Genomic DNA, 25,772 nt, shown 5'->3' on the forward strand with positions numbered 1-25,772 from the left:
GATGGTCTTCGTAGAATATCCATTACGGCTATTATCCTCTTTTCTATGACTGTGTTTGTCATAATCTAAATGAGCATCCAGCTCACCTTCGAGCATTTTCTCTATACCTNGCTTTTGAATGGACTTAAGGAAGTTGTTTAGTTCTTCACCTGTTTTGAACTGTTTAAAGAACTCATCGGGGATTAAATCTTCTGTTTTCATACATGTCTAAGTTTTTTATTATAAAACAACGGCTCAGGTAAAGTTGTTACCCAAGCCCATCATTTTAACTTACACACTTTATGAGAGGGTGTCTCCGAACACTTAAACCTAAGAACAGTATGCTTGCTATCACGCACTAATAACATAACATTAGCATCCTCCTCAAAACTCCAAGCGCCCAACAGGGTAACCTCCATAAAGATATCTTTACTCTTATTACCGATCCAAGGTCGAGAATAGATGCTACGTTCAACCCTCTTACCTTGCTCATCATAAATGTCATCTGACGGACCTCTATATAGAGCTAAATCAGGATTAGCTACAGTAAGCTGCTGTCTATTACCAAAATCAGATACCATCAATAAACTAGCAGTATCAACTGATTGAATAATCCCAGAATTAAAATCAATAAGTTTTTCAAAGACTGCATAAGAGGTTGTCTTTGATACAATGTCGTGAACTATATGTGCCTGAGTATCCTTTTGAAGTACTTCATAAATTGGTTGATCAACACTCAGATTCGACTCTCTAAAATAAGGAATGATAAGATACTCATAAGATTCAGCTTTAGGTGTTTTCCCATGATTGAGTACTAAACTCACCCAATGTCCTTGATTTTCTACTCCTGTATTTTGGAACTTAGAATATTGCTTTTCATTATTTTCAAAAGATAGCTTGGCTACATCGTGGGGGATAAAATAAGCTGTGCCTAAATGGTCAACCCATAATTTACTATTACTCTGATATTTCATCCAATACTCTTCATATTCTTTTGTCAAAACAGGCAACTGAAACAAGGTGGTCTCTGTACAATAAGCACTGCTATTATTCTCAATACCAGTCCCTATAGCAACTATTCTATTACCGAATAAATGATAAGACTTACGCGCTCTTAGACTACCATTATACTTATCATGTTCATGAAGTTTCATAGCAAACACTCCATTCTTCCCATCAGTTAACCCTCCCGCATAAGCTTCGTCTGAGTATAGCATTTCTTCGAAGCCTGAGAATTTATCAACATTAAGAACTTTTGCCTTTAGAGAATCAACAGGAAGCCTTAAGGCAGTAGTACCAGGTACTCTGGCCCAATCAAAACCTTGTTCAACCCACGTTTTTGGTCCACCTAGTTCTATCTGCAAGCCCCCATGTGCTAAATACCTTCCATATAGGTTTGCTCCCCTATAATGCTCTGCAGCCCACAAATAGCGAGAATGACCACGAATAACAGCCGACCAATCAGCTACTCGGTGAATCAAAGAAGTGCCATAAGGCATTGTTATTGTCCCGTTTGGAGTTTGTTCTTTCAAAAATCCACTCGAAGTAAATTCTGCTACGAAACATTTATGATTGGGCTTATTTTCTAGGAATACACCATAGGAGTGTCCTAGATCAACTAGTCGTAAATAAGCTGAGGCAAGTTCTAAGTCTATACGTTCACTTCGATCTGGAGAACCTGCCAAGGCAAGACGAGCAAACTGAGCAGGGTCTAATTGCCCTTTACCATTAGGGTGACGTCCCGACATAGCTAAAGGGTAGGTCAATTGATTACAATAAAAACGCATCGTTAACAATGCTTTCTTGACTGCCTGATGACCAACCTGAGAAACTGCAAAATCCGTATTATTTAAAAGATAAATGACATCTGTAGCACCTGTTAACCCTCCCACACCATAGGCTGGGTAATGATTTTGTGATGATATACTGAGCCATCAGATTTAAACGAGTCATCTAGCCCCTTAGCAGGCAAACATCCATTATTAATCCAACGGCTATAAGATTTCAAATATCGAACTTTCTCTGGGCCTTCAGGCATAGCAAGAATACTGGATATTCTACCTACAGCCAAGGTATTAAAAGTATCAATATCCATACCTGGGTCAAGGGGAACAGTAAACACTTCATTAGCCATACTATACCAAAGAAGAGCTTTACTGGCATCCTCTAGCCTTCCCTCTTCTGCCAAAACATCTTTCATTAAAAAATAAGATGTAAAGAACTTGCGAAAACTATAACCGAAATGAGTAAATATTCCCATAGCGCTACCATAAGCAACACCTTGATCAGCCGCATGATCATACATATTGATAAACATTAGACGGAGCTCTTTTTTATCAATCGGATTCTCGGCATTCAAATAGGCAATCGCTATATCGGACATAAGATTAAAATACTCGCGTAATTCTATACCCTGATCAACATATAAATTTGCATTCCACGTGCCAGGAAACAAACGTTCAAATGCTTCTGATGCACGAACATAAAATAAGGGCCTACCCTTGACTCTATCATTCTTACGAGTAATCTCATACCAAGCATAAGATTCTCTAAGTTTATGTAGCTGTTTATTTGTCAACTTAGATGAAGTATAGAGCAGCTGTCTCAGCCTATTTTCAATTTCAAATATTTCTTCTTTTTGCGCTATACTAACCGAATTTTGGAGAGGTAAATCTGGCTGAATTAGTGATGTGCTATAAAGAGCCAACCAATGATTGCTACTCGATGCATTGACAAAGGGAAGTTGAATATCCGGAGTGTGATGGCGATGATCCACCAAAGTTGCAGTCAATAACATATCAAAATAAAGGGTTCCACTGGAATCGGGGGCATTAACCTTAATACAGTTCATTCCAACCTCAGGGATTCCTTCCATATCACGCTCATAAGATAAATAAGCTGATCGCCATCCTCGAAAGTTAAGTTTCATAGGAAATGAAGAACAAAGTTTATCATCTTTAAAAAACTTAAATACAATTTGATCATCTATAGGTGATTCATTATAAACCCAAACGACGAATGAAGACAGATAAGTATCCGTACCGGTCGAATCTTTGGGTTCAAAATTTAAATCCTTTAAAATAGAAAGTTCTGCATTAGGTTTAAACTCCCACTTAAGTGATTTTAGGCCATCTTTATAATGAGCATCACTTATAGAGACCTTTGATTTATTTGCAGAAATCAATTCTAATGATTGTTTTTTCTCAAAGGATAAAAGTCTGGGATGTTTGACTACTTGGCCAAGCATAGAAGTAGAAAACATTGATAATGTTACAACTATAAGTAAATATACTTTTGTTTTCATAGATTAATTTGACAAAAGCATTTCTTTATATCTTAATAAAATTTAATTTCAAGTATAGCCCTTTTATGATTTCACCTAGTGGAGATTTCATTTAAATAAGTTGTAAAGTACAACGTAGTACTTTACAACTTATTTAAAAGAGTATTTGCTACTTGATGTTTTTCTATACTTTTAGAATGCTATCTCTCCACTGCCATAGCAGATGCGAGCATCTTTGTCGTAGATAACTCCGAATTGGCCAGGAGCTATACCTTGAAGCTTTTCAGTAGATTCAAGGTGATATCTTCCCTCTTTTTTAGTTAGGTGCCCTGTTGTGAACTCTGGGGTATGTCTAATTTTAAATTTCACCTCAGTTCTGTCTTTGCCTGGGTTTTTCCAAGGGTTAAGCGTGATAAAGTTAAAATCATCCATATAGAAGTCTGTGCCGTATTGGGTCTGGGTATCGTATCCCTTAGACACATACACAATGTTTTGGTCGATGTCTTTGCTAACTACATACCAGGGACCTCCAGCGAGGCCTAAGCCTTTTCGTTGGCCGATGGTATGAAACCAGAATCCTTGATGCTTACCAAGTATTTTGCCAGTTTCAAGCTCTACGATTGCTCCTTCTTTTTCACCCAAAAAGCGTTTAACAAAGCTATTATAGTCGATCTTACCAAGAAAGCAAATTCCCTGACTGTCTTTGCGATAGGCACTAGGTAGTTTTGCCTTTAGTGCGATTTGTCTTACCTCGTCTTTGACATAGCCTCCAAGAGGAAAAAGGAGTTTTGAAACCTGTAGTTTACTGATTTGTGCAAGGAAGTCTGTTTGGTCTTTTAATGGATCTTTAGCTGTACCAAGCCAAACTTCTCCATCCTCTTCGATACGTGTAGCGTAGTGCCCAGTTGCGGTAAAATCATAGTTATGACCGACTTTGTCTTCGAAGCATCCAAATTTGACGAGCTTATTACACATTACATCGGGGTTGGGGGTGTACCCTTTACTTACCTTGTCGATGGTATATTGTACTACACTGTCCCAATACTCTTTCTGCAAATCAATCACTTCTAGGGGAAGCCCATACTTGTGAGCAGTAGCTTGGGCTAACTCAATATCCTCTTCAGCCGAACAACCCATATCTTCGTTGTCCATGCCGATTTTGATGTAAAACAAATCGGGCTTATACCCTTGTTCACAAAGGAGGTGTACGACAACTGAGCTGTCGACACCTCCTGATAATAGTGTAGCTATATTTTTCATTACTTCTTTTACGTGTTTAGAACACGAAATAACGTAAATAAAACAAGTTAAGTTCACTTGTTTTGTTATTTTTCACTATCTGTAACTTCTTTATTATCTTGGTTATCCTCGTCTTGACTAAACCATGAAGCATACATTGGATATTGTGAAGCTATCTTTTTGTTGAGCTCTTGAGTTTGAGCTGGGTCAATCTTCTTTACAAACTTCGCTGGTACGCCTGCCCAAAGAGTGTAAGGCTCAATTTTTGTATGGCTTAAGACTAAGGCATTGGCAGCTACGATTGCTCCTTCACCCACATGAACGTAATCGAGCAGTGTTGCACCCATTCCGATTAGTGCTCCATCGTCGATGTCTGCACCATGTACAATAGCGTTATGCCCTATGGTTACATCATTACCTATATGTATTGTGGATTTTTCGTATAGCGTATGTAACACACTTCCGTCTTGTATGTTTACTCTATTTCCTATTTTGATGGTGTTTACATCGCCTCGTAGTACGGCATTGAACCATACACTGCATTCGTCACCCAAGACAAGGTCGCCAATTAATGTTGCATTTTCTGCAAGGAAACAATCTTTACCCCACACAGGAGTAAATCCTCTTACTGATTTTATTAAAGCCATTATTTTGTTAGATTTTAGCTGTAGCTTGTTTAAGCCACTCTTGTTCTTTACTTGTTAAATGTGGGGCTAATTTAATATATACATTTTCATGATACGCATTCAGCCACGATATTTCTTCTGCTGAAAGTCTGTTTTTTAGGATGCCTTTCGTGCAGATTGGGCATAGCGTTACGGTATCGAACTTATAGTAATCTGTAAACAACCCTTCGCCAGCTGAGCTCACTAGTAACAAGTTCTCAATTCGTATACCATGACTATTCTCTATATATACCCCTGGTTCATTTGAGGTAACCATGCCTAAATGCATAGTAGTTGAGTTTTCGTTCATGCGAATGCTTTGTGGTCCTTCGTGGACACACATAAAATGACCCACACCGTGACCTGTTCCGTGGAGGAAGTTCTTCTTCATCTCCCAAAGTGGAAGACGCGCTAAGATGTCGAGCTGACTGCCTCGAGTGCCCTCTGGAAATATGGCTCTCGATAGATTGATATTTCCTCTTAACACAGCGGTGTAGTCTTCTTTTTCTTCGTCAGTTAATTGCCCCAAAGCTATAGTTCGAGTTATATCTGTTGTGCCATCGAGATACTGTGCGCCTGAGTCAACCAAAAGGAAACCTTTGGGTTTGAGCGTAGCATTTGTTTCTGGGGTTGCTTTGTAGTGTACAATTGCCCCATGCGCTTTGTATCCAGCTATGGTGTCGAAGCTTTCACCTTTAAATAAAGGTTGCTTGGCTCGAAGCTCGTAGAGTTTGTCCGAAATAGCAATTTCCGTAACCTTTTCGCTGCTAATATTCTCTTCAAGCCAGATCAAGAATTTCACCAAGGCTATACCATCTTTGACCATGGCTGATTTTAAATTCTTGATTTCAACTTCGTTTCGGATTGCTTTGAATAGTGGGATAGGAGATTCAGTTGGTTTTTTATAGGTTTTAGGGTTAATCGAAAGTTCTGCTTTAGCATTGGTCGTTTTAGGATCAAATTGCAAGCTGTTGACTCTTAATGTTGTTAGGGTGTTAAATAACTCGGAATATTTGAGTGTTGAAATGTTGTTGTCATTTAAATGCTTGGCTACCTCGGTATTAATCTTAGCCGAATCGATAAATAATTGGCATTGATTTTGATCGATTAATAGGTAAGAAATAACAACAGGATTGTTTTGAATTTCATTGCCTCGGATATTAAGTGTCCAAGCTATTTCATCCAATGCACTGACCAAAAGTGCTGTATTTTGAGGTAGAACTTCTCGTATTCGTCTTAGTTTGCTCTTTACCGATTCACCAGCATATTTATCATCATAGGAATAACAAGGAGAATTGGGTAATTTGGGCCGATCTATCCAAGTAGAGGTGAAGAGATCGTCTGAAGTGTTTATTGCAAAGTTATAGAGTTGAGCCCTCCATTGGTCTAGAGCCTGTACTGAAATAATTTCTCCATATATTGATATAGTATCTCCTGAAGATAAGCTGTTTTGTAAGAACTCTGAGATAGTAGGTGTAGTGTTTAAACCTTCTTTGTATAAGGTGATCCCTGAGCCTTGAAGTTCTCTGTCTGCTTGGATGAAGTATCTGGAGTCTGTCCAAAGCCCTGCTTTATCAAGTGTGACAACTAAGGTTCCAGCTGAACCAGTAAATCCACTGAACCATTCACGAACTTTCCAATGTGTTGCAAGATATTCGCTCATGTGTGCGTCACTGCTTGGAATTATGATACCTTTGATGTTCTTATCCAGCATTAGTGTGCGTAAACTTGTCAATCTATTGCATATTTGATTTCCCATAGCTAATATATAATACTTGTTTCTAACAAAATTAAGAAAATTATAGGGCTTAATCTGTTATATCGTATTAATATACTGGAAAAAAGACTGAAAGTTTTGTGGATAAAGAAACAATGAGTAATTTCGCAGACTGAAATAAATTTAGTATTTTATTAATTCATTGTTAAATTTAAAACATAAAAAATGATTGTAGTACCTGTAAAAGAAGGCGAAAACATCGAGAGAGCTTTAAAGAAATTCAAAAGAAAGTTTGAAAGAACTGGTATCGTAAAAGAACTAAGAAGAAGACAGCAATTTGACAAACCTTCTGTTGTAAGAAGATTTAAAAAAGAGCGTGCTGTTTACGTTCAAAAACTAAAAGAGCAAGAAGATTAATCAGTAATAATTCTCTAATATATTGAGAGAGTTAAATTCTTTTTTTCTATATTCGTTATTATCAAGTTATAATAGCGATGATATACCTAGATAACTTTGTTGATTACTTGCTTTACGAACGTAACTACTCTCCGAAAACTATACAAGCATACCGTAAGGATATTGAACAGTTCTCTGAGAATATTTGTTTAACTCGCAAGTCTTGTTCTTTGAATGATCTGAATGTTGGTGCTGTTAGAAGATGGATGGTTTCTCTTATGGATAAGGGTTATGCTTCTACTTCGGTAAATAGAAAGCTGAGTTCACTGCGTGTTTTTTCTCGTTTTTTATTGAGGGAGAACTTTATAACATCCGATCGATTGGGTTTAATCGAAGGTCCGAAAAATGAACAAAAACTTCCACAGTTCGTCCGTGCAAATGATATGGATAGATTGCTGGATGGAGGGTTTTTTGCTTCAGATTTTGAGGGCGTAAGAGATAAACTGATAATTGAAATGTTTTACTCTACGGGGATTCGTTTGGCTGAATTAGTTGGGCTAAATGACAAAGATGTAGATGTAAAAGCGATGCAAATTAAAGTTCTTGGTAAGGGTAATAAAGAAAGGATTATACCTTTTGGGAAAACCTTATCTCAAGGGATACTTGATTATAGAATCCTACGTAATGAGATTAAGGGGCAGTCGTCTAGTGCTTTTTTTGTTAAAGCTGATGGTTCTGGAGTCTATCCGAACTTGGTTTACAATATTGTAAAACATAATCTAGCGGCAATATCAACTTTAGTCAAATGTAGTCCACACGTTTTGCGACATAGTTTTGCTACAAATATGTTGAATAATGGTGCTGACTTGCAGGTGATAAAAGAGATATTAGGGCATTCAAGTCTTTCAGCGACTGAAGTGTACACACATACAACTTTTAAAGAACTGAAAAAAGTTTATAAACAAGCTCATCCAAGAGCATAAAATGAAGGTAATATGATGGAAATTAGAATTCAATCTGATGGTTTTGATGCCAAAAAGCATCTTTTAGATTTCGTAAACGAAGGTGCAGAGAAGTTAGAAAAATATTACGATAAAATTCAGAAAGTAGAGGTGTTTTTAAAATTGAATCCAGATCCAGCTAATAATAAGAGCGTAGGCATTCGGGTTCATGTTCCAGGAACAGAATTATACGCTAGTAAATCTTGTGATACTTTTGAGGAGGCTGTTGATGAGGTGTTTGATGCACTTCGACGTCAAGTTAAAAAACATAAAGAGAAACTAGATGCTAAATAATTTGCAATTCATTTTGTAGAAAAGAAATTAATATTTAAATTTGCAGCCGTTTCGTTGGAGTCATTATACAGCAATGGCTGCAAATTTACCCTAAGCCTCTTTAGCTCAGTTGGCCAGAGCACGTGATTTGTAATCTCGGGGTCGTTGGTTCGAATCCGACAAGAGGCTCAAAAAATATGGGCAAATACCAGAGTGGCCAAATGGGGCAGACTGTAAATCTGCTGGCTTACGCCTACGGTGGTTCGAATCCATCTTTGCCCACCACTTACTGCTAATTAGAGTAGGTAATGCGGAAGTAGCTCAGTTGATAGAGCATTAGCCTTCCAAGCTGAGGGTCGCGGGTTTGAGTCCCGTCTTCCGCTCTAAAGTGGCTGTTGTAGCTCAGGGGTAGAGCACTTCCTTGGTAAGGAAGAGGCCCCGGGTTCAAATCCCGGCAACAGCTCTTCGAAACTGTAAGTGCTGATTATTAATCAAATAAATAACAAGTAAAGCTATGGCTAAAGAGAAATTCGTACGTACCAAGCCACACGTAAACATTGGTACTATTGGTCACGTTGACCACGGTAAGACTACTTTGACAGCTGCTATCAGTGGTGTGTTAGCTGACAAAGGCTTCGGTGAAAAAAGATCATACGATCAAATTGACAACGCACCAGAAGAAAAAGAAAGAGGTATTACAATTAATACTTCACATATTGAGTATGAAACTGCTAACCGTCACTACGCTCACGTTGACTGTCCAGGTCACGCTGACTACGTAAAAAACATGGTTACTGGTGCTGCTCAGATGGACGGTGCTATCATTGTAGTTGCTGCAACTGATGGTCCTATGCCTCAAACTCGTGAGCATATCCTATTAGCTCGTCAAGTAAACGTTCCTCGTCTAGTTGTGTTCATGAACAAATGTGACATGGTTGAAGACGAAGAAATGCTTGAGCTAGTTGAAATGGAAATGAGAGAACTACTTGATTTCTATAGCTTCGATGGCGACGAAACTCCTATTATTAGAGGTTCTGCACTTGGTGCAATCGAAGGTGTTGAAAAATGGGTAGATAAAATCATGGAGCTTATGGAAGCTGTTGATACATGGATTCCATTGCCTCCACGTGATGTTGATAAACCATTCTTGATGCCAGTTGAGGACGTATTCTCAATTACAGGTCGTGGTACAGTTGCTACTGGACGTATCGAAACAGGTATCGTTAAAGTTGGTGATGAAGTTGAACTACTTGGTCTAGGCGAAGATAGAAAATGTGTTGTTACTGGAGTAGAAATGTTCCGTAAACTTCTTGATAGAGGTGAAGCAGGTGATAACGTAGGTCTATTACTTCGTGGTATTGAGAAAGACGATATCAAACGTGGTATGGTTCTTTGTCATCCAGGACAAATCAAACCTCATGATAAATTCCAAGCTGAGGTTTATATCTTGAAAAAAGAAGAAGGTGGACGTCACACTCCATTCCATAACAAATACCGTCCTCAATTCTACATCCGTACTATGGACTGTACTGGTGAGATTACTCTTCCAGAAGGAGTTGAAATGGTAATGCCTGGTGATAACGTAACTATCAATGTTACTCTTATCTATCCAGTTGCAATCAACGTAGGTCTTCGTTTCGCTATCCGTGAAGGTGGACGTACTGTAGGTGCTGGTCAGATTACAAAAATTGTTGACTAACATATAATCATATTTTGTCGATATTCTCTAAGTTATTGAGAATATCGACAAAATTATACGGGTGTAGCTCAGTTGGTAGAGCACTAGTCTCCAAAACTAGGTGTCGGGAGTTCGAGTCTCTCCTCCCGTGCAAAATAAATAATCATATGAATAAGATTATCTTAAATATTAAAGAATCCTACGATGAACTTGTGCATAAAGTATCGTGGCCATCACGCTCTGAACTAGCGAATAGTGCAGTTGTTGTATTGTCTGCTTCCATAATAATTGCATTAGTTGTTAGCGGTATGGATTTCTGTTTTAGAACATTTATGGAGAACATTGTTTATCCAAGTTAATTTTAAAGGAAGGAATTTAAATGTCTGAGAACCAGAATAAGTGGTATGTTTTACGTGCCATCAGTGGCAAAGAAGCTAAGATAAAAGAATATATCGAAGCTGAAATGAAAAATAGCTCTCTTGGAGAGTATGTATCTCAGGTTTTGATCCCTACTGAAAAGGTAGCCCAGGTTCGTAATGGCAAACGCGTCATTAAAGAGCGTAGTTATTTGCCTGGCTATATCTTGGTGGAAGCAAATCTTGTAGGTGAGGTAGCTCATCAATTAAGAAGTACTCCTGATGTTATAGGTTTTTTAGGTGGAATGGAGAAACCCTCCCCTTTAAGACAATCAGAAGTCAACCGAATACTCGGCACAGTGGATGAACTTCAAGAAGCTTCAGAGGATTTAAATATCCCATATCTTGTTGGAGATGCTGTGAAAGTTACTTTCGGACCTTTTAGCGGATTCAGTGGTATCATTGATGAGGTTAATGGAGAAAAGAAGAAACTTAAGGTAATGGTTAAGATCTTTGGACGTAAAACGTCTCTAGAACTTGGCTTTATGCAAGTCGAAAAAGAATAATTAGTTGTTACGCTTTTTATCTCTTTTTAAAATTTAAAATAAATTACAAAACAATGGCTAAAGAAATTGCTGGATTAATCAAATTACAGATTAAAGGAGGCGCAGCAAACCCATCACCTCCCGTAGGACCTGCTTTAGGTGCTAAGGGAATTAATATCATGGAGTTTTGCAAGCAATTCAATGCCCGTACTCAAGACAAAGCTGGTAAGATTTTACCAGTACTTATCACTTACTATACAGATAAGTCTTTTGATTTTATCATTAAGACTCCACCTGTAGCGGTACAAATTCTAGAAGCTACAAAAGCTAAGAAGGGTTCTGCTGAACCTAACCGTAAGAAAGTGGCTGAGTTGACTTGGGAACAAGTGCAGACTATTGCTCAAGACAAAATGGTCGATTTAAATTGCTTTACAGTAGAGGCTGCCATGACTATGGTTGCAGGTACTGCTAGAAGTATGGGTATCTCTGTTAAAGGGGACTTCCCCGTAAATAATTAAAACTTCAATTATAATGGGAAAACTGACAAAAAATCAAAAGTTGGCAGCAGAAAAAATTGAAGCAGAGAAACTATACTCTCTTAATGAGGCTTCATCTCTAGTAAAAGAGATTACTTTTACAAAGTTTGATGCTTCTGTTGATATTGATGTGCGTTTAGGTGTTGATCCACGTAAAGCTAACCAAATGGTAAGAGGTGTTGTATCTTTGCCTCATGGAACAGGAAAAGAAATCCGTGTCTTGGTACTTTGTACTCCAGACCAGGAAGAAGCTGCGAAAGAGGCTGGTGCAGACCACGTTGGACTTGACGAATATATTGATAGAATCAAAAGCGGTTGGACCGATATTGATGTTATCATAACTATGCCATCTATCATGGGTAAAATTGGTGCTTTAGGACGTGTTTTAGGTCCTAGAGGTTTAATGCCAAACCCTAAGAGTGGAACTGTTACAATGGATGTTGCTAAGGCTGTAAAAGAAGTAAAACAAGGTAAAATTGACTTCAGAGTTGATAAATCTGGTATTGTTCATACTTCAATTGGTAAAGTTTCATTTAGCGCTGAGCAGATTGCAGATAACGCAAGAGAGTTTATCTCTACGTTGTTGAAAATGAAGCCAACAGCTGCAAAAGGAACCTATCTAAAGAGCATTTATCTTTCTAGCACAATGAGTAAGGGAATCAAAATTGACCCTAAATCAGTAAGTGAAATCTATAAAGTAGAGAACAAATGAGAAAGGAAGATAAAGGATTAATTATAGAACAACTAGCTTCTTCACTTGGTCAATATGAGCACTTTTACTTAGTTGACACTACAGCAATGAATTCTGCTGATACTAGTGCACTAAGAAGAGCTTGTTACAAGAAAGAAGTTAAGTTGGTAGTTGTGAAGAATTCACTACTTAGAAAGGCTTTTGAAAGCATTTCTGAAGTTGATTATTCTCCTCTATTTGATACTTTAACAGGTACAACTGCAATTATGTTAACTCATAGTGCTAGTTTGCCAGCTAAATTAATCAAAGAAGTAGCGAATAAGAAAACTGGAATTCCAGCACTAAAAGCTGCTTATGCAGAAGAAAGTTTCTATGTAGGCGCTGAGCACTTAGATACTCTTGTAAGCATCAAGAGCAAAGACGAGGTTATTGCTGATATTGTTGCATTGCTACAATCTCCAGCGAAGAATGTTATCTCTGCTCTAAAATCTGGTGGAGACACCATTCACGGCGTTCTAAAGACACTTGGTGATAAATAAGACTGAATCAATTAAAAGTAAATAAACAATTTAAAGAATACAAAAATGGCAGATTTGAAAGCTATTGCAGAACAACTAGTTAACTTAACAGTAAAAGAAGTTAATGAACTTGCAACTATCCTTAAAGACGAATACGGTATCGAACCTGCAGCTGCAGCTGTAGCTGTTGCTGGTCCTGCTGCTGCAGGTGAAGCAGCTGAAGAAAAAACATCTTTTGATGTTGTTCTAGCTGATGCTGGTGCAGCTAAATTGAAAGTTGTAAAAGCAGTTAAAGAACTTTGTGGTCTTGGCTTGAAAGAAGCTAAAGATCTAGTTGATGGTGCACCAAGTACTGTTAAAGAAGGTTTAGCTAAAGACGAAGCAGAATCATTGAAACAAGCATTGGAAGAAGCTGGAGCTAAAGTTGAACTTAAATAAGATTATCCTGTTTATCAGGTAACTGCGGTTAAGAATCCTAGTCTCTAGGGTTCTTAACCTTTTTGTGTATATATTTAATATTAAGTTCTTCAAATTCAATAATCGATGTCTTCAAATACTGTAAATAATAGAATTAATTTTGCTACCATCAAGAAACCATTAGTATATCCTGATTTCTTAGATGTGCAACTTAAGTCATTTCACGACTTCTTACAGCTGGATACACCACCTGAAAAACGAAAAAATGAGGGCTTGTATAAAGTTTTCGCTGAAAACTTTCCTATCACTGATACAAGGAACAACTTTGTTTTAGAGTTCTTGGACTATTATATTGATCCTCCTCGCTATTCTATTGAAGAATGTATAGCTCGTGGGTTAACTTATAGTGTTCCTTTGAAAGCTAAATTGAAATTATACTGTACTGATCCCGAACACGAGGATTTTGACACGGTGATTCAAGATGTTTTCCTCGGCCCTATCCCTTACATGACTGATAAGGCTACTTTCGTTATTAATGGTGCAGAGCGTGTTATTGTATCTCAGCTTCATAGATCTCCTGGGGTGTTCTTTGGGCAAAGTACCCATGCGAATGGTACAAAACTTTATTCAGCTCGAATAATCCCATTTAAGGGTTCTTGGATTGAATTTGCAACCGATATCAATAATGTGATGTTCGCATATATTGATCGAAAAAAGAAATTGCCTGTAACTACTTTGTTACGTGCTATTGGTTTTGAAACCGATAAAGATATTTTAGAAATCTTTAATCTTGCTGAAGAAATCAAGGTTAATAAGACAAACCTTAAGAAGACTCTTGGTCGTAAGTTGGCTGCGCGTGTTCTTAAGTCTTGGATTGAGGATTTTGTAGATGAAGATACAGGAGAGGTTGTTTCTATCGAACGTAATGAAGTTATTATCGATAGAGAGACCATTATTGAACAAGAACATGTAGATTTAATACTTGAATCTGGTGTGGCAACTATCCTTTTACATAAGGAAGATGTGCATCAATCAGATTACTCAATTATATATAATACACTTCAAAAGGACCCTAGTAACTCTGAAAAAGAAGCTGTATTGTACATTTATCGCCAATTGCGTAATGCTGACCCTGCGGATGAAGCAAGTGCAAGAGAGGTGATAAATAATCTGTTCTTCTCAGAAAAACGTTATGATCTTGGAACTGTAGGTCGTTATAGAATTAACAAAAAGCTTAATCTATCAACGGATATGGATGTTAAGGTCCTAACTAAAGAAGATATTATTGAGATTATTAAGTACTTAATTGAACTTATTAACTCAAAAACTATAGTTGATGATATTGACCACCTAAGTAATCGTCGTGTGCGTACTGTTGGTGAGCAATTATCAAATCAATTCTCTGTAGGTTTAGCACGTATGGCTCGTACCATTCGTGAGAGAATGAATGTTAGAGACAATGAAGTATTTACTCCAGTTGACTTGATTAACGCCAAGACAATCTCTTCAGTTATTAATTCATTCTTTGGAACGAATGCTCTTTCTCAATTTATGGACCAAACCAACCCGCTATCTGAAATTACGCACAAACGTCGTATGTCAGCTCTAGGTCCAGGTGGTTTGTCTCGTGAGCGTGCTGGTTTTGAGGTACGTGACGTTCACTATACTCACTATGGTCGTTTATGTCCTATTGAAACTCCTGAGGGACCAAACATTGGTTTGATTTCATCACTTTGTGTTTATGCTAAAATCAACGATTTAGGATTTATTGAAACTCCTTATCGTAAGGTAACCGACAGCATTGTTGATGTGACTGATAATGGAATTGTTTATCTTACTGCTGAAGAGGAAGAAGATAAAGTGATTGCTCAGGGTAATGCACCACTTACTGATGAGGGAACGTTCATTAATGATCGTGTTAAAGCTCGTCTGGATGCTGATTATCCTGTAGTAGAACCAGCAGAGGTTGAGTTGATGGACGTTGCTCCACAACAAATTGCTTCGATTGCTGCTTCATTAATTCCTTTCTTGGAGAATGATGATGCTAACCGTGCATTGATGGGTTCTAACATGATGCGCCAGGCGGTTCCATTGATTCGTAGTGAAGCTCCTATTGTGGGTACAGGAATTGAAGAACAGTTAGTAACTGACTCTCGTACTCAGGTTGCCGCTAGCGGAGCTGGAGTTGTTGAGTTTGTTGATGCTACTGAAATTCATATTCTCTACGACCGTAGTGAAGAAGAAGAGTTCGTTAGTTTTGAACCAGCCCTTAAAATATATAAATTACCTAAATTCCAAAAGACTAACCAAAGCATGACCATTGATTTGCGTCCGACTTGTAAAGTAGGGCAAAGAGTGGAAAAAGGTGATGTGTTAACTGAAGGATATTCTACTGAGTTAGGAGAATTAGCTTTAGGTAAAAACCTTGTAGTTGCTTATATGCCTTGGAAGGGCTATAACTATGAGGATGCTATTGTTCTAAGTGAAAGAATCGTGCGTGAAGACGTATTGACTTCTGTACACGTTGAAGAATATACTCTAGAGGTTCGTGAAACCAAACGTGGTATGGAAGAGCTAACTTCAGACATTCCTAATGTTTCGGAAGAAGCTACTAAAGACTTAGACGACAACGGTATTGTTCGAATTGGAGCAAGAATCAAACCGGGTGATATCATGATTGGTAAGATTACTCCTAAGGGAGAATCTGATCCTTCTCCTGAAGAAAAACTATTACGTGCTATCTTTGGTGACAAAGCAGGTGACGTAAAAGATGCTTCTTTAAAAGCTTCACCTTCACTAACAGGTGTTGTTATTGATAAGAAGTTATTCTCTAGAGTAATGAAGACTCGTACTTCTAAAAAAGCAGACAAGTCAATTGTAGCTAAAATAGACGAGGAGTTCCAAGAGGAGTTTGATGCTATCCGTGAAATCCTTATCAAGAAATTGATTAGACTTACAGAAGATCAAATTTCAGCTGGAGTTAAAGACTTCCTAGGAGTTGAAATCATCTCAAAAGGTGCTCGTTTTACCCCTGCTGATTTTGCTAGTCTAGACTTTGATGGTGTAGAGTTGAGCAAATGGACAGAAGATGAACACTCGAATAAATTGATCCGTGATTTGATTGTAAACTACTTGAAAAAGTATAAAGAATTAGATGCTGAACTTAAACGTCGTAAGTTTGCTATTACTATTGGTGATGAATTACCAGCAGGTATCATCCAAATGGCTAAAGTAAGTATTGCGAAGAAACGTAAGATTGGTGTTGGTGATAAGATGGCGGGTCGTCACGGTAATAAAGGTATTGTTTCTAGAATTGTTAGAGATGAAGATATGCCTTTCCTATCTGATGGTACTCCTGTAGATATTGTTCTTAACCCACTTGGTGTACCTTCTCGTATGAACCTTGGACAGATTTTTGAAGCTGTTTTAGGATCGGCTGGTAAAAACCTTGGAGTTAAGTTTGCAACGCCTATTTTTGATGGAGCAACACTTGATAATATCTCAGAATGGACTGATAAGGCTGGTCTACCTCGTTATGGTAAAACATATCTATATGATGGTGGTACTGGTGAGCGTTTTGACCAACCAGCTACAGTAGGTGTTACTTACATGTTAAAGCTAGGTCATATGGTTGAAGATAAAATGCATGCTCGTTCTATCGGACCATATTCTCTTATTACACAACAGCCTCTTGGTGGTAAAGCACAATTTGGTGGTCAACGTTTCGGAGAGATGGAGGTTTGGGCACTTGAAGCCTTTGGTGCTGCTCATATCCTTCAAGAGATCCTTACAATTAAGTCGGATGATGTTATTGGAAGATCTAAAGCTTACGAAGCAATAGTGAAAGGTGAACCTATGCCAGAACCTGGTATTCCAGAATCTCTAAACGTGTTACTACATGAGTTGAGAGGTCTAGGTCTTAGCGTACATCTTGAGTAATTTTTAAGCATTCCGAAGGGAGTTAAATAACTCCCTTCTTTATCTAGTTCAAAACTTTCAATATTTATTATAATATGGCTTTTAGAAAAGAGAATAAAGTAAAGAATAACTTCTCGAAAATTTCAATTGGATTAGCTTCTCCAGAAGAGATCCTTGAAAATTCGAGTGGTGAAGTTTTAAAGCCTGAAACCATCAATTATCGTACTTACAAGCCCGAGAGGGATGGTTTATTCTGCGAAAGAATTTTTGGTCCTATCAAGGATTACGAATGTCATTGCGGTAAATATAAACGAATTCGTTATAAAGGTATTGTATGTGATCGTTGCGGTGTTGAGGTTACTGAAAAGAAAGTACGTCGTGAGCGTATGGGACATATCCATTTGGTAGTTCCTGTTGCTCATATTTGGTATTTTCGTTCATTGCCTAATAAGATTGGTTACTTATTAGGTTTGCCTACAAAAAAGCTCGACTCAATTGTATATTATGAGCGCTATGTCATTATCCAAGCTGGAGTGATGGCAAGCGACGAACTTAAAGAATACGATTTGATTACTGAGGATGAGTACCTAGATATTCTAGAAACTCTACCTAAAGATAATCAATATCTTGATGATTCAGACCCTAATAAGTTTATTGCTAAAATGGGTGCTGAAGCTGTTTACGACCTTTTGGCTCGCTTAGATTTGAATGCTCTGTCATATGATCTTAGAGACAAGGCTAGTAACGATACATCACAACAAAGAAAAAATGATGCATTGAAACGTCTACAAGTTGTAGAGTCTTTCCGTGCTTCACAGGGTCGCAACAAACCTGAGTGGATGATTATGCGTGTTGTGCCGGTTATTCCGCCAGAACTACGTCCTCTTGTGCCACTAGATGGTGGTCGTTTTGCTACATCAGATTTAAATGATTTGTATCGCCGTGTTATTATTCGTAATAACCGTCTTAAACGTCTAATCGAGATTAAAGCTCCAGAAGTAATTTTACGTAACGAGAAACGTATGCTTCAAGAGTCTGTAGACTCATTATTCGATAACTCACGCAAGTCTAGTGCTGTTAAGACTGATGCAAATCGTCCATTGAAATCACTATCTGATAGTTTGAAAGGTAAACAAGGTCGTTTCCGTCAAAACCTGTTAGGTAAGCGTGTTGACTATTCTGCACGTTCGGTGATTGTCGTTGGTCCAGAACTTAAAATGCATGAGTGCGGTATCCCTAAATTAATGGCTGCTGAATTATATAAACCATTTATTATTCGTAAGCTAATCGAAAGAGGTATCGTTAAGACTGTGAAGTCTGCTAAGAAAATCGTTGACAGAAGAGAGCCTGTTATTTGGGATATTCTTGAGCATGTAATGAAAGGGCACCCTGTGCTTCTTAACCGTGCTCCGACTCTTCACCGTTTAGGTATTCAAGCATTCCAACCAAAAATGATCGAGGGTAAAGCTATCCAACTTCATCCATTGGCATGTACTGCGTTCAATGCCGATTTTGATGGTGACCAGATGGCTGTTCACTTACCTTTAAGCAATAATGCAATTATTGAGGCTCAACTATTGATGTTGGCTGCACATAATATTCTTAACCCTGCTAACGGTGCTCCGATTACTGTTCCTTCTCAGGATATGGTTCTAGGACTTTACTATATTACAAAGATTCGTACAGGTGCTAAGGGTGAAGGCTTGACTTTCTACGGTGCTGAAGAAGCTACTATTGCCTACAATGAAGGTAGAGTAGATATTCATGCTCCTATTAAGGTTATTGTTCCCGACTTAGATGAAGAAGGTAATATCGTTCCTACTATGCGTGAAACCACCGTTGGACGTGTTATTGTAAATGAGATTGTACCTGAAGAAGTTGGTTTTATCAATACTGTTATCTCTAAGAAATCTTTGAGAGACATTATTGGTCGAGTTATTAAGGTTTGTGGTATTGCTCGTACAGCTGATTTCTTGGACGGAATTAAAGATTTAGGTTATAAGATGGCTTTCAAAGGAGGTCTATCGTTTAACTTGGATGATATTATTATTCCTAAAGAGAAAGACGAATTAGTAAAACGTGGTTACGAAGAAGTTGAGCAAGTGATAAGTAACTATAATATGGGTTTCATTACCAATAACGAACGTTACAACCAAGTTATTGATATTTGGACACATATTAACTCTGAGCTTTCTAACATCTTAATGAAAACTATTTCTACGGATGATCAAGGTTTCAATGCAGTTTATATGATGCTTGATTCTGGAGCCCGTGGTTCTCGTGAGCAAATTCGTCAGTTGTCTGGTATGCGTGGTCTGATGGCCAAACCTCAAAAAGCAGGAGCTGAAGGTGGTCAAATTATTGAAAACCCTATTCTTTCTAACTTTAAAGAGGGACTTTCGGTACTTGAGTACTTTATATCTACTCACGGTGCTCGTAAGGGTCTTGCGGATACAGCGCTTAAAACTGCTGATGCGGGTTACTTAACTCGTCGTCTAGTTGACGTTTCTCATGATGTTATTATTAATGAGAGAGATTGTGGTACGCTTCGTGGTCTTGAGTGTATGGCACTTAAGAGTAACGATGAAGTTATCGCTACACTATATGAAAGAATATTAGGACGTGTATCTGTCCATGATGTAATTAACCCTACTACTGGTGAGTTAATCGTTGCATCTGGAGAAGAGATCACTGAAGATATTGCTCAGGCAATCGAAGATTCGCCAATTGAAATTGTAGAAATCCGTTCAGTATTAACATGTGAATCTAAAAAAGGTGTTTGCGGTAAGTGTTACGGTCGTAACCTTGCTACTAACAGTATGGTTCAACGTGGTGAAGCTGTAGGTGTTGTTGCTGCACAATCTATTGGTGAGCCAGGTACTCAGTTGACACTTCGTACTTTCCACGCAGGGGGTACAGCTGCGAATATCGCAGCTAATGCTACTATTCGTGTTAAGAACAGATCTCGACTAGAGTTTGAAGAGCTACGTACTGTGGATATTGTAAATGAAACAGGTGAAGCTGGTAAAATTGTAGTTGGTCGTCTTGCTGAAGTTCGCTTTGTAGACGTGAATACAGGAATTGTGCTTTCTAGCCATAATATTCCTTACGGTTCATTCTTATTTGCTGCTGATGGAGATGTTGTTGAAAAAGATACATTGATTGCTAAGTGGGATCCATTTAATGCTGTTATTATTACTGAGTCTGCTGGTAAGATTAAGTTTGAGGACATGATTGAAGGGATTACTTACAAAATTGACTCTGATGAAGCAACTGGTCTGCGTGAGATGATTATTATCGAAACTAAAGACAAAACTAAGATTCCTTCGGCACACGTTGTCAACGAATCTGGTGATGTGCTTAGAACTTATAACTTACCTGTAGGCGGACACATCGTTGTTGATGATAATGCTCAAGTTAAGTCGGGTGAAATCATTGTTAAGATTCCTAGAGCTGTTGGTAAGACTGGTGATATTACAGGGGGTCTTCCTCGTGTAACTGAGTTGTTTGAAGCTCGTAACCCTTCTAACCCTGCTGTAGTTTCTGAAATCGATGGTCAAGTTTCGATGGGTAAGATCAAACGTGGTAACCGTGAAGTTATTGTGACAACTAAGACTGGTGAGGTAAGAAAATATCTAGTGCCATTGTCTCGTCAAATTCTTGTTCAAGAAAATGACTATGTTCGTGCAGGTACTCCACTATCGGATGGTGCAATTACTCCTTCAGATATTCTTGCTATTAAAGGACCTACAGCTGTTCAAGAGTACATCGTAAATGAGGTACAAGACGTTTACCGTCTGCAAGGTGTGAAGATTAATGATAAGCACTTTGAGATTATTGTACGTCAGATGATGCGTAAAGTACTTATCGATGAACCTGGTGATACTAACTTCCTAGAAAAAGAAACAATCGATAAGATTGACTTTATGGAAGAAAACGATCGTATCTGGGGTAAGAAAGTAGTTGTAGAGGCTGGAGATTCCGAAATATTCAAGAAGGGACAGATTGTTACTGCTCGTCGTCTACGTGACGAAAACTCGAAGTTGAAACGTCGAGATCTTAAGACTGTTGTTGTTCGTGATGCTATTCCTGCAACATCTACTCAGATATTACAGGGTATTACACGTGCTGCACTTCAGACTAAGAGCTTTATGTCGGCTGCTTCGTTCCAGGAAACAACAAAAGTATTGAATGAAGCTGCTATTAACGGTAAAGTTGATAAGCTTGAAGGTATGAAAGAGAACGTAATTTGCGGTCACTTGATTCCTGCAGGTACAGGTCAGCGTGAGTTTGATAAGATTGTTGTTGGTTCGAAAGAAGAATACGATCGAGTTATCGCTAACAAAAAGAATATACTTGATTACAAAGAGGTGAAATAACACTCTATTTGTATTCAAACAAAAGATAGAAAAGGGTAGTTACTTTAAAGTAACTACCCTTTTTTTGATTTAGCCCACCAAAAAGTCAGCTTAAATCAATATTGATTTTGATAAAGCAGTATCTTTGTATAAAATATATTAGAATAATAAATATGATTACATTAGAACAACTTAAAGACATAAAAGAGCGCGTTTTAGCGTTGAGGAGGTATCTTTGACATCGATGCCAAGAGAATTGAATTAGAAGAAGAACAACTTCGTACACAAGCTCCTGACTTCTGGGATGATCCTAAGCTTGCTCAGGCTCAGATGAAGGAAGTAAAGGCTATTGAGTCTTGGATTAAGAGTTACGAAGAGTCTGTAACATTAACAGAAGAGCTAGAACTAGCCTTCGATTTCTATAAAGACGAACTTGTATCTGAAGAAGATGTTGATGCAGCTTACGCTAAAGCGATGAGTTCTATCGAAGATCTAGAACTTAAGAATATGCTTCGTCAAGAGGCCGATCAATTGGGTTGTATTCTTAAGATTAACTCGGGTGCTGGTGGAACAGAGAGTCAAGACTGGGCTTCTATGTTGATGCGTTTGTATCTGCGTTGGGCTGAGCATAATGGCTATAAGGCCACGCTATCCAATATTCAGGAGGGAGATGAAGCAGGAATCAAAACTTGTACTATTCAAGTGGAGGGTGATTTTGCGTATGGTTATCTTAAAGGTGAAAACGGTGTGCATCGTTTGGTGAGAGTTTCTCCCTACAATGCCCAAGGTAAGCGTATGACTTCATTTGCTTCTATTTTTGTAACTCCCCTTGTTGACGAAAGTATTGAGGTTACACTTGATCCAGCTGCTATGTCTTGGGATTTATTCCGCTCGGGTGGGGCTGGTGGTCAGAACGTAAATAAGGTTGAAACTGGAGTTCGTCTCCGTTATCAATACAAAGACCCTGATACTGGTGAAGAAGAGGAGATTTTGGTAGAGAATACCGAAAGTCGCTCTCAACTAGATAACCGTGAGAATGCGATTCGTTTGTTACGCTCTATCCTTTATGAGAAGGAGTTGAATAAGCGTCTTGCAGCTTTACGTAAGATTGAAGATGGTAAAAAGAAAATCGAGTGGGGATCTCAAATCCGAAGCTATGTTTTTGATGACCGTCGTGTCAAGGATCATCGTACTAATTATCAGGTTTCAGATGTTAATGCTGTAATGGATGGTGAAATAAATGAGTTTATCAAAGCCTATTTAATGGAGTTTGGTAGCGAAGCAAATTGATTTTATTATCCTTTTAGTTAATTCTGTTGAATCTCTGTTTTATTTGTGTTACTTTGCAGTATAACAGACTTAAAACCTTAAGAAGTATGACATCAAAACGTAAAGAATCACGTGAACTTCGTGAAGAGAAACAGGCAAATAAAGTAGTTAGAATGATTTTTATCGGATGTGCCATTGTTGCCATTCTGTTTATAGTCATCTTCTCTTTTATGCAATAATAAAACTGTAGGGAGATATGAAAGTATCTCCCTTTTTTATAGATCTAAAATGAGTATTGAAATTGAAAGAAAGTTCTTGGTCAGAGATGACTCCTTTAAGCTAGTTTGTGTTGCAAAACACTATTTGAAGCAGGGGTATCTCAGCGTTGATAAACACCGTACAGTTCGGATTCGTATTGCTGATGACAAAGGTTTTATAACTATAAAAGGTATCTCAAATCAGTCAGGAATGTCTCGTTATGAGTGGGAGCATGAAATATCTATCCGAGAGGCCAATGAACTACTTGATCTAGCCTTGCCCACCATTATCGAAAAAAACAGATATATTGTTCCTTCGGGGAATCGATTCTGGGAGATTGATGAATTCTTTGGAGAAAATGAAGGTCTTGTTTTAGCTGAAATTGAATTAGGTTCTGAGTCCGAATATTTTGATAAGCCCTCTTTTATTGGTCAGGAAGTAACTTCAGACTCTAAATATTACAATTCTTATCTATCTCTAACCCCTTATAAATCCTGGTAATTATAACTTCTTATAATGGAAAAACTTGCTCATTATCTGCCTGAGGAACTTATATCCTTTTTGTTGGTTACACTTTTTTCTTTGTTAATAGGTCTTTCTCAGCGTAAGATAAGCCTACAGCGTGAAGGCAGTTCAATGCTTTTCGGAACAGACAGAACCTTTACCTTTATTGGTATTCTGGGTTATATACTCTATATTCTCGATCCTATTCATCTTCGACTCTTTATTGGTGGAGGTTTGATACTTGGTGCTTTGTTCACTGCGCACTACTTTGTGAAGCAAAATAAGTTTGATGTTTTTGGGGTGACAACTATTATTATTGCTCTAATTACCTATTGTATTGGGCCTATTGTGCTAACTCAGCCCAGTTGGTTCTATATTCTAATAATTGTTACGGTACTTCTACTGTCCGAACTTAAACACACCTTTACTGAGATTGCTCAACGGATGCAGAACGATGAGATGATAACCTTAGCCAAGTTTTTAGCCATAAGTGGAATCATCTTGCCTATCCTCCCCGATACAGATATCATCCCTGGAGTAAACTTGACGCCTTATACCATTTGGTTGGCCACTGTAGTTGTTTCGGGCATTTCCTACTTGTCTTATCTCTTAAAGCGCTATGTATTTAAAGATTCAGGAATTATAGTTTCCAGTATTATTGGGGGATTATATAGCAGTACAGCAACCATATCCATATTAGCGCGTAAAAGTAAAACCGACTCCGAAAGGTTTGCTCACGAATACGTATCGGGTATGCTACTAGCAGTTTCGATGATGTTTCTTCGTTTCTTAATACTTATTTTTATTTTTAGTCGAGCCTTGTTCTTGGCAGTGTACCCCTATTTATTGTTGATGTCATTTGCTACAGCTGCAATTGCTTGGTTTATTAATTCTAAGAGGCCAGTAAAGAAAGGGGATGGAGAATTAGCTGAAGAAGAAGAGGCAAGTAATCCACTTGAGTTTAAGGTTGCTCTTATCTTTGCAGCACTTTTTGTAGTGTTCACCCTATTAACGCATTACACGCTTGTCTATTCAGGGACTAGTGGGCTTAATCTCTTATCCGTGATCTCTGGATTTAGTGATATCACTCCTTTTATTTTAAACTTAGTCCAGGGAACAGACAATTTGGGGATAAAGATTGTTGCTGCTTGTAGCATGCAAGCTATGGCTAGTAATATTTTCATCAATATGTGTTATGCGTTTTTCTTTTCTGGTCGTGGTAAAAACAAAAAGCTTACACGTTGGATCTTTATCGGATTTGGAGGAGCATTGATGGTTACTATTAGTCTTCTATTACTTTTCTATCTCTTGTCGTGAGGGGTTGTATATAAGCTTATTCTAGTTTCTAGTATCTTATTTTGTCTTATTACCAACGAAAATCTGAAGGTTTCACAAGGGTGACAGAATCTCTTTGGTAGATAATGTCTATGTCAGTTACTGAATCTACAGGTCAGTTACCTGTTCAATATAAGGCTAAACATCTGTTGGGACACGATTGTGTAGGGATTAGTGTTGAGCCTCTTTAATCTTTTACGAGTAGGTTGTTTGCCTGGTACCACTTACTCGGAGTAGGTGAGTCAGCTACTTATTTTATTTTATTGGGCTTAAATTAAAATAATTACTTACTTTTGTAGCCTTATAAAATTTAAATGATATGTTTTTCTACTTGAAAATAAGCTGAAATATTTATAAAGTTTCCCTTTCTGTTCAGAAAGGGAAACTTTATAAATATTAATAATATTCGTTGTTGCACTCCGTATGTGGGTGCAACAGGATTATTGAACACTTATTTCAAATGAAAAGAATATTCCGAGAGCCATCTGTGTGGCTTCTTATATTTCTTGTGGGTTTTCCACAAATCAGCGAAACAATATATACACGACACCCTTTCATAAAGTGTGTAAGTTAAAATGATCGGCTTGGGTAACAACTTTACCTGAGCCGTTGTTTTATAATAAAAAACTTAGACATGTATGAAAACAGAAGATTTAATCCCCGATGAGTTCTTTAAACAGTTCAAAACAGGTGAAGAACTAAACAACTTCCTTAAGTCCATTCAAAAGCGAGGTATAGAGAAAATGCTCGAGGGTGAGCTGGATGCTCATTTAGATTATGACAAACACAGTCATAGAAAAGAGGATAATAGCCGTAATGGGTATTCTACGAAGACT

The 25,772-nt window shown here is 37.9% G+C and carries 21 protein-coding genes, 5 tRNA genes and 1 pseudogene; 22 read left to right on the plus strand and 5 right to left on the minus strand.

What is annotated here, in order from left to right:
- From B091_RS0109955 to B091_RS0109975, 5 genes and pseudogenes are all read right to left on the minus strand, one after another.
- A partial coding sequence (locus B091_RS0109955; protein ID WP_018109855.1) for a transposase occupies nt 1-201 on the minus strand: 201 nt, incomplete at its 3' end.
- Nucleotides 202-260: 59 nt separating this feature from the next.
- Nucleotides 261-3,283 (minus strand): annotated as a pseudogene (locus B091_RS12995) (chondroitinase family polysaccharide lyase).
- Nucleotides 3,284-3,454: 171 nt separating this feature from the next.
- Complete coding sequence (mnmA, locus tag B091_RS0109965) at nt 3,455-4,522, minus strand: tRNA 2-thiouridine(34) synthase MnmA (RefSeq protein WP_018109856.1); 1,068 nt, start codon at nt 4,520-4,522, stop codon at nt 3,455-3,457.
- A gap of 65 nt (nt 4,523-4,587) precedes the next feature.
- Nucleotides 4,588-5,148 (minus strand): gamma carbonic anhydrase family protein, encoded by a 561-nt coding sequence (locus B091_RS0109970; protein WP_018109857.1) that lies wholly within the window; start codon nt 5,146-5,148, stop codon nt 4,588-4,590.
- A gap of 7 nt (nt 5,149-5,155) precedes the next feature.
- Entirely contained in the window at nt 5,156-6,925 is a 1,770-nt protein-coding gene (locus B091_RS0109975) for an aminopeptidase P family protein (protein WP_018109858.1), read from the minus strand.
- A gap of 183 nt (nt 6,926-7,108) precedes the next feature.
- Between B091_RS0109975 and rpsU the strand changes: the two genes are divergently transcribed.
- The 22 genes from rpsU to B091_RS0110080 form a co-directional block, all read left to right on the plus strand.
- Nucleotides 7,109-7,300 carry a 30S ribosomal protein S21 gene (gene rpsU, locus B091_RS0109980; protein ID WP_018109859.1) on the plus strand — a complete coding sequence of 64 codons (192 nt, stop codon included), beginning with the start codon at nt 7,109-7,111 and terminating at the stop codon, nt 7,298-7,300.
- Nucleotides 7,301-7,380: 80 nt separating this feature from the next.
- The gene (locus B091_RS0109985) at nt 7,381-8,262 is read left to right on the plus strand and encodes a tyrosine-type recombinase/integrase (protein WP_025069628.1); all 882 of its coding nucleotides are present in this window, start codon (nt 7,381-7,383) and stop codon (nt 8,260-8,262) included.
- Between the two features lie 15 nt (nt 8,263-8,277).
- On the plus strand, nt 8,278-8,574 hold the full coding sequence (gene hpf, locus B091_RS0109990; RefSeq protein WP_018109861.1) for a ribosome hibernation-promoting factor, HPF/YfiA family: 297 nt from the start codon (nt 8,278-8,280) through the stop codon (nt 8,572-8,574).
- A gap of 94 nt (nt 8,575-8,668) precedes the next feature.
- A tRNA-Thr gene (locus tag B091_RS0109995) sits at nt 8,669-8,742 on the plus strand.
- Between the two features lie 10 nt (nt 8,743-8,752).
- Nucleotides 8,753-8,838 (plus strand) — tRNA-Tyr (locus tag B091_RS0110000).
- A gap of 25 nt (nt 8,839-8,863) precedes the next feature.
- Nucleotides 8,864-8,936: transfer RNA gene (locus B091_RS0110005), tRNA-Gly, on the plus strand.
- Nucleotides 8,937-8,944: 8 nt separating this feature from the next.
- Nucleotides 8,945-9,016 (plus strand) — tRNA-Thr (locus B091_RS0110010).
- A gap of 51 nt (nt 9,017-9,067) precedes the next feature.
- Nucleotides 9,068-10,252, plus strand: coding sequence for an elongation factor Tu (tuf, locus tag B091_RS0110015; RefSeq protein WP_018109862.1), 1,185 nt, complete (start codon nt 9,068-9,070; stop codon nt 10,250-10,252).
- A gap of 57 nt (nt 10,253-10,309) precedes the next feature.
- Nucleotides 10,310-10,382, plus strand: a tRNA-Trp gene (locus B091_RS0110020).
- A gap of 16 nt (nt 10,383-10,398) precedes the next feature.
- The gene (secE, locus tag B091_RS13000; RefSeq protein WP_025069627.1) at nt 10,399-10,590 is read left to right on the plus strand and encodes a preprotein translocase subunit SecE; all 192 of its coding nucleotides are present in this window, start codon (nt 10,399-10,401) and stop codon (nt 10,588-10,590) included.
- Between the two features lie 20 nt (nt 10,591-10,610).
- Nucleotides 10,611-11,153, plus strand: a complete 543-nt coding sequence (gene nusG, locus B091_RS0110025) for a transcription termination/antitermination protein NusG (protein WP_018109863.1) — start codon at nt 10,611-10,613, stop codon at nt 11,151-11,153.
- A gap of 53 nt (nt 11,154-11,206) precedes the next feature.
- A complete protein-coding gene (rplK, locus tag B091_RS0110030) occupies nt 11,207-11,650 on the plus strand; it encodes a 50S ribosomal protein L11 (RefSeq protein WP_018109864.1) in 444 nt (147 codons plus the stop codon).
- 13 nt (nt 11,651-11,663) lie between these two features.
- Complete coding sequence (gene rplA / locus B091_RS0110035; RefSeq protein ID WP_018109865.1) at nt 11,664-12,380, plus strand: 50S ribosomal protein L1; 717 nt, start codon at nt 11,664-11,666, stop codon at nt 12,378-12,380.
- Complete coding sequence (gene rplJ, locus B091_RS0110040) at nt 12,377-12,898, plus strand: 50S ribosomal protein L10 (protein ID WP_018109866.1); 522 nt, start codon at nt 12,377-12,379, stop codon at nt 12,896-12,898. The genes rplA and rplJ overlap by 4 nt, the downstream gene beginning before the upstream one ends.
- Nucleotides 12,899-12,943: 45 nt before the next feature.
- The gene (rplL, locus tag B091_RS0110045; RefSeq protein ID WP_018109867.1) at nt 12,944-13,315 is read left to right on the plus strand and encodes a 50S ribosomal protein L7/L12; all 372 of its coding nucleotides are present in this window, start codon (nt 12,944-12,946) and stop codon (nt 13,313-13,315) included.
- Nucleotides 13,316-13,420: 105 nt separating this feature from the next.
- Complete coding sequence (gene rpoB, locus B091_RS0110050; RefSeq protein WP_018109868.1) at nt 13,421-17,233, plus strand: DNA-directed RNA polymerase subunit beta; 3,813 nt, start codon at nt 13,421-13,423, stop codon at nt 17,231-17,233.
- Between the two features lie 74 nt (nt 17,234-17,307).
- The gene (gene rpoC / locus B091_RS0110055; RefSeq protein ID WP_018109869.1) at nt 17,308-21,591 is read left to right on the plus strand and encodes a DNA-directed RNA polymerase subunit beta'; all 4,284 of its coding nucleotides are present in this window, start codon (nt 17,308-17,310) and stop codon (nt 21,589-21,591) included.
- Nucleotides 21,592-21,743: 152 nt separating this feature from the next.
- A protein-coding gene (prfB, locus tag B091_RS0110060; protein WP_155888317.1) for a peptide chain release factor 2 occupies nt 21,744-22,860 on the plus strand; the annotation gives its coding sequence in 2 pieces (ribosomal slippage) (nt 21,744-21,806 and nt 21,808-22,860; 1,116 coding nt in all).
- A gap of 86 nt (nt 22,861-22,946) precedes the next feature.
- A complete protein-coding gene (locus tag B091_RS12935; RefSeq protein WP_018109871.1) occupies nt 22,947-23,078 on the plus strand; it encodes a hypothetical protein in 132 nt (43 codons plus the stop codon).
- 49 nt (nt 23,079-23,127) lie between these two features.
- A complete protein-coding gene (locus tag B091_RS0110070) occupies nt 23,128-23,598 on the plus strand; it encodes a CYTH domain-containing protein (protein WP_018109872.1) in 471 nt (156 codons plus the stop codon).
- A gap of 15 nt (nt 23,599-23,613) precedes the next feature.
- Entirely contained in the window at nt 23,614-24,918 is a 1,305-nt protein-coding gene (locus B091_RS0110075; RefSeq protein WP_018109873.1) for an MgtC/SapB family protein, read from the plus strand.
- A 656-nt stretch (nt 24,919-25,574) separates the two neighbouring features.
- On the plus strand, nt 25,575-25,772 hold a 198-nt coding region (locus B091_RS0110080; protein WP_018109874.1), incomplete at its 3' end, for a transposase.

The sequence above is a fragment of the Bacteroides propionicifaciens DSM 19291 = JCM 14649 genome, from assembly GCF_000375405.1.
Classification (GTDB): domain Bacteria; phylum Bacteroidota; class Bacteroidia; order Bacteroidales; family Bacteroidaceae; genus Bacteroides_E; species Bacteroides_E propionicifaciens.

Bases quoted from the DNA above. Each gene is read 5' to 3' on its own strand.
- secE (WP_025069627.1), top strand. From the start codon at position 10,399: ATGAATAAGATTATCTTAAATATTAAAGAATCCTACGATGAACTTGTG.
- rpsU (WP_018109859.1), top strand. From the start codon at position 7,109: ATGATTGTAGTACCTGTAAAAGAAGGCGAAAACATCGAGAGAGCTTTA.
- rplL (WP_018109867.1), top strand. From the start codon at position 12,944: ATGGCAGATTTGAAAGCTATTGCAGAACAACTAGTTAACTTAACAGTA.
- B091_RS0110075 (WP_018109873.1), top strand. From the start codon at position 23,614: ATGGAAAAACTTGCTCATTATCTGCCTGAGGAACTTATATCCTTTTTG.
- rplJ (WP_018109866.1), top strand. From the start codon at position 12,377: ATGAGAAAGGAAGATAAAGGATTAATTATAGAACAACTAGCTTCTTCA.
- B091_RS0109970 (WP_018109857.1), bottom strand. From the start codon at position 5,148: ATGGCTTTAATAAAATCAGTAAGAGGATTTACTCCTGTGTGGGGTAAA.
- nusG (WP_018109863.1), top strand. From the start codon at position 10,611: ATGTCTGAGAACCAGAATAAGTGGTATGTTTTACGTGCCATCAGTGGC.
- tuf (WP_018109862.1), top strand. From the start codon at position 9,068: ATGGCTAAAGAGAAATTCGTACGTACCAAGCCACACGTAAACATTGGT.
- rpoB (WP_018109868.1), top strand. From the start codon at position 13,421: ATGTCTTCAAATACTGTAAATAATAGAATTAATTTTGCTACCATCAAG.
- hpf (WP_018109861.1), top strand. From the start codon at position 8,278: ATGGAAATTAGAATTCAATCTGATGGTTTTGATGCCAAAAAGCATCTT.
- mnmA (WP_018109856.1), bottom strand. From the start codon at position 4,522: ATGAAAAATATAGCTACACTATTATCAGGAGGTGTCGACAGCTCAGTT.
- B091_RS0110070 (WP_018109872.1), top strand. From the start codon at position 23,128: ATGAGTATTGAAATTGAAAGAAAGTTCTTGGTCAGAGATGACTCCTTT.
- B091_RS12935 (WP_018109871.1), top strand. From the start codon at position 22,947: ATGACATCAAAACGTAAAGAATCACGTGAACTTCGTGAAGAGAAACAG.
- rplK (WP_018109864.1), top strand. From the start codon at position 11,207: ATGGCTAAAGAAATTGCTGGATTAATCAAATTACAGATTAAAGGAGGC.
- rpoC (WP_018109869.1), top strand. From the start codon at position 17,308: ATGGCTTTTAGAAAAGAGAATAAAGTAAAGAATAACTTCTCGAAAATT.
- B091_RS0109975 (WP_018109858.1), bottom strand. From the start codon at position 6,925: ATGGGAAATCAAATATGCAATAGATTGACAAGTTTACGCACACTAATG.
- rplA (WP_018109865.1), top strand. From the start codon at position 11,664: ATGGGAAAACTGACAAAAAATCAAAAGTTGGCAGCAGAAAAAATTGAA.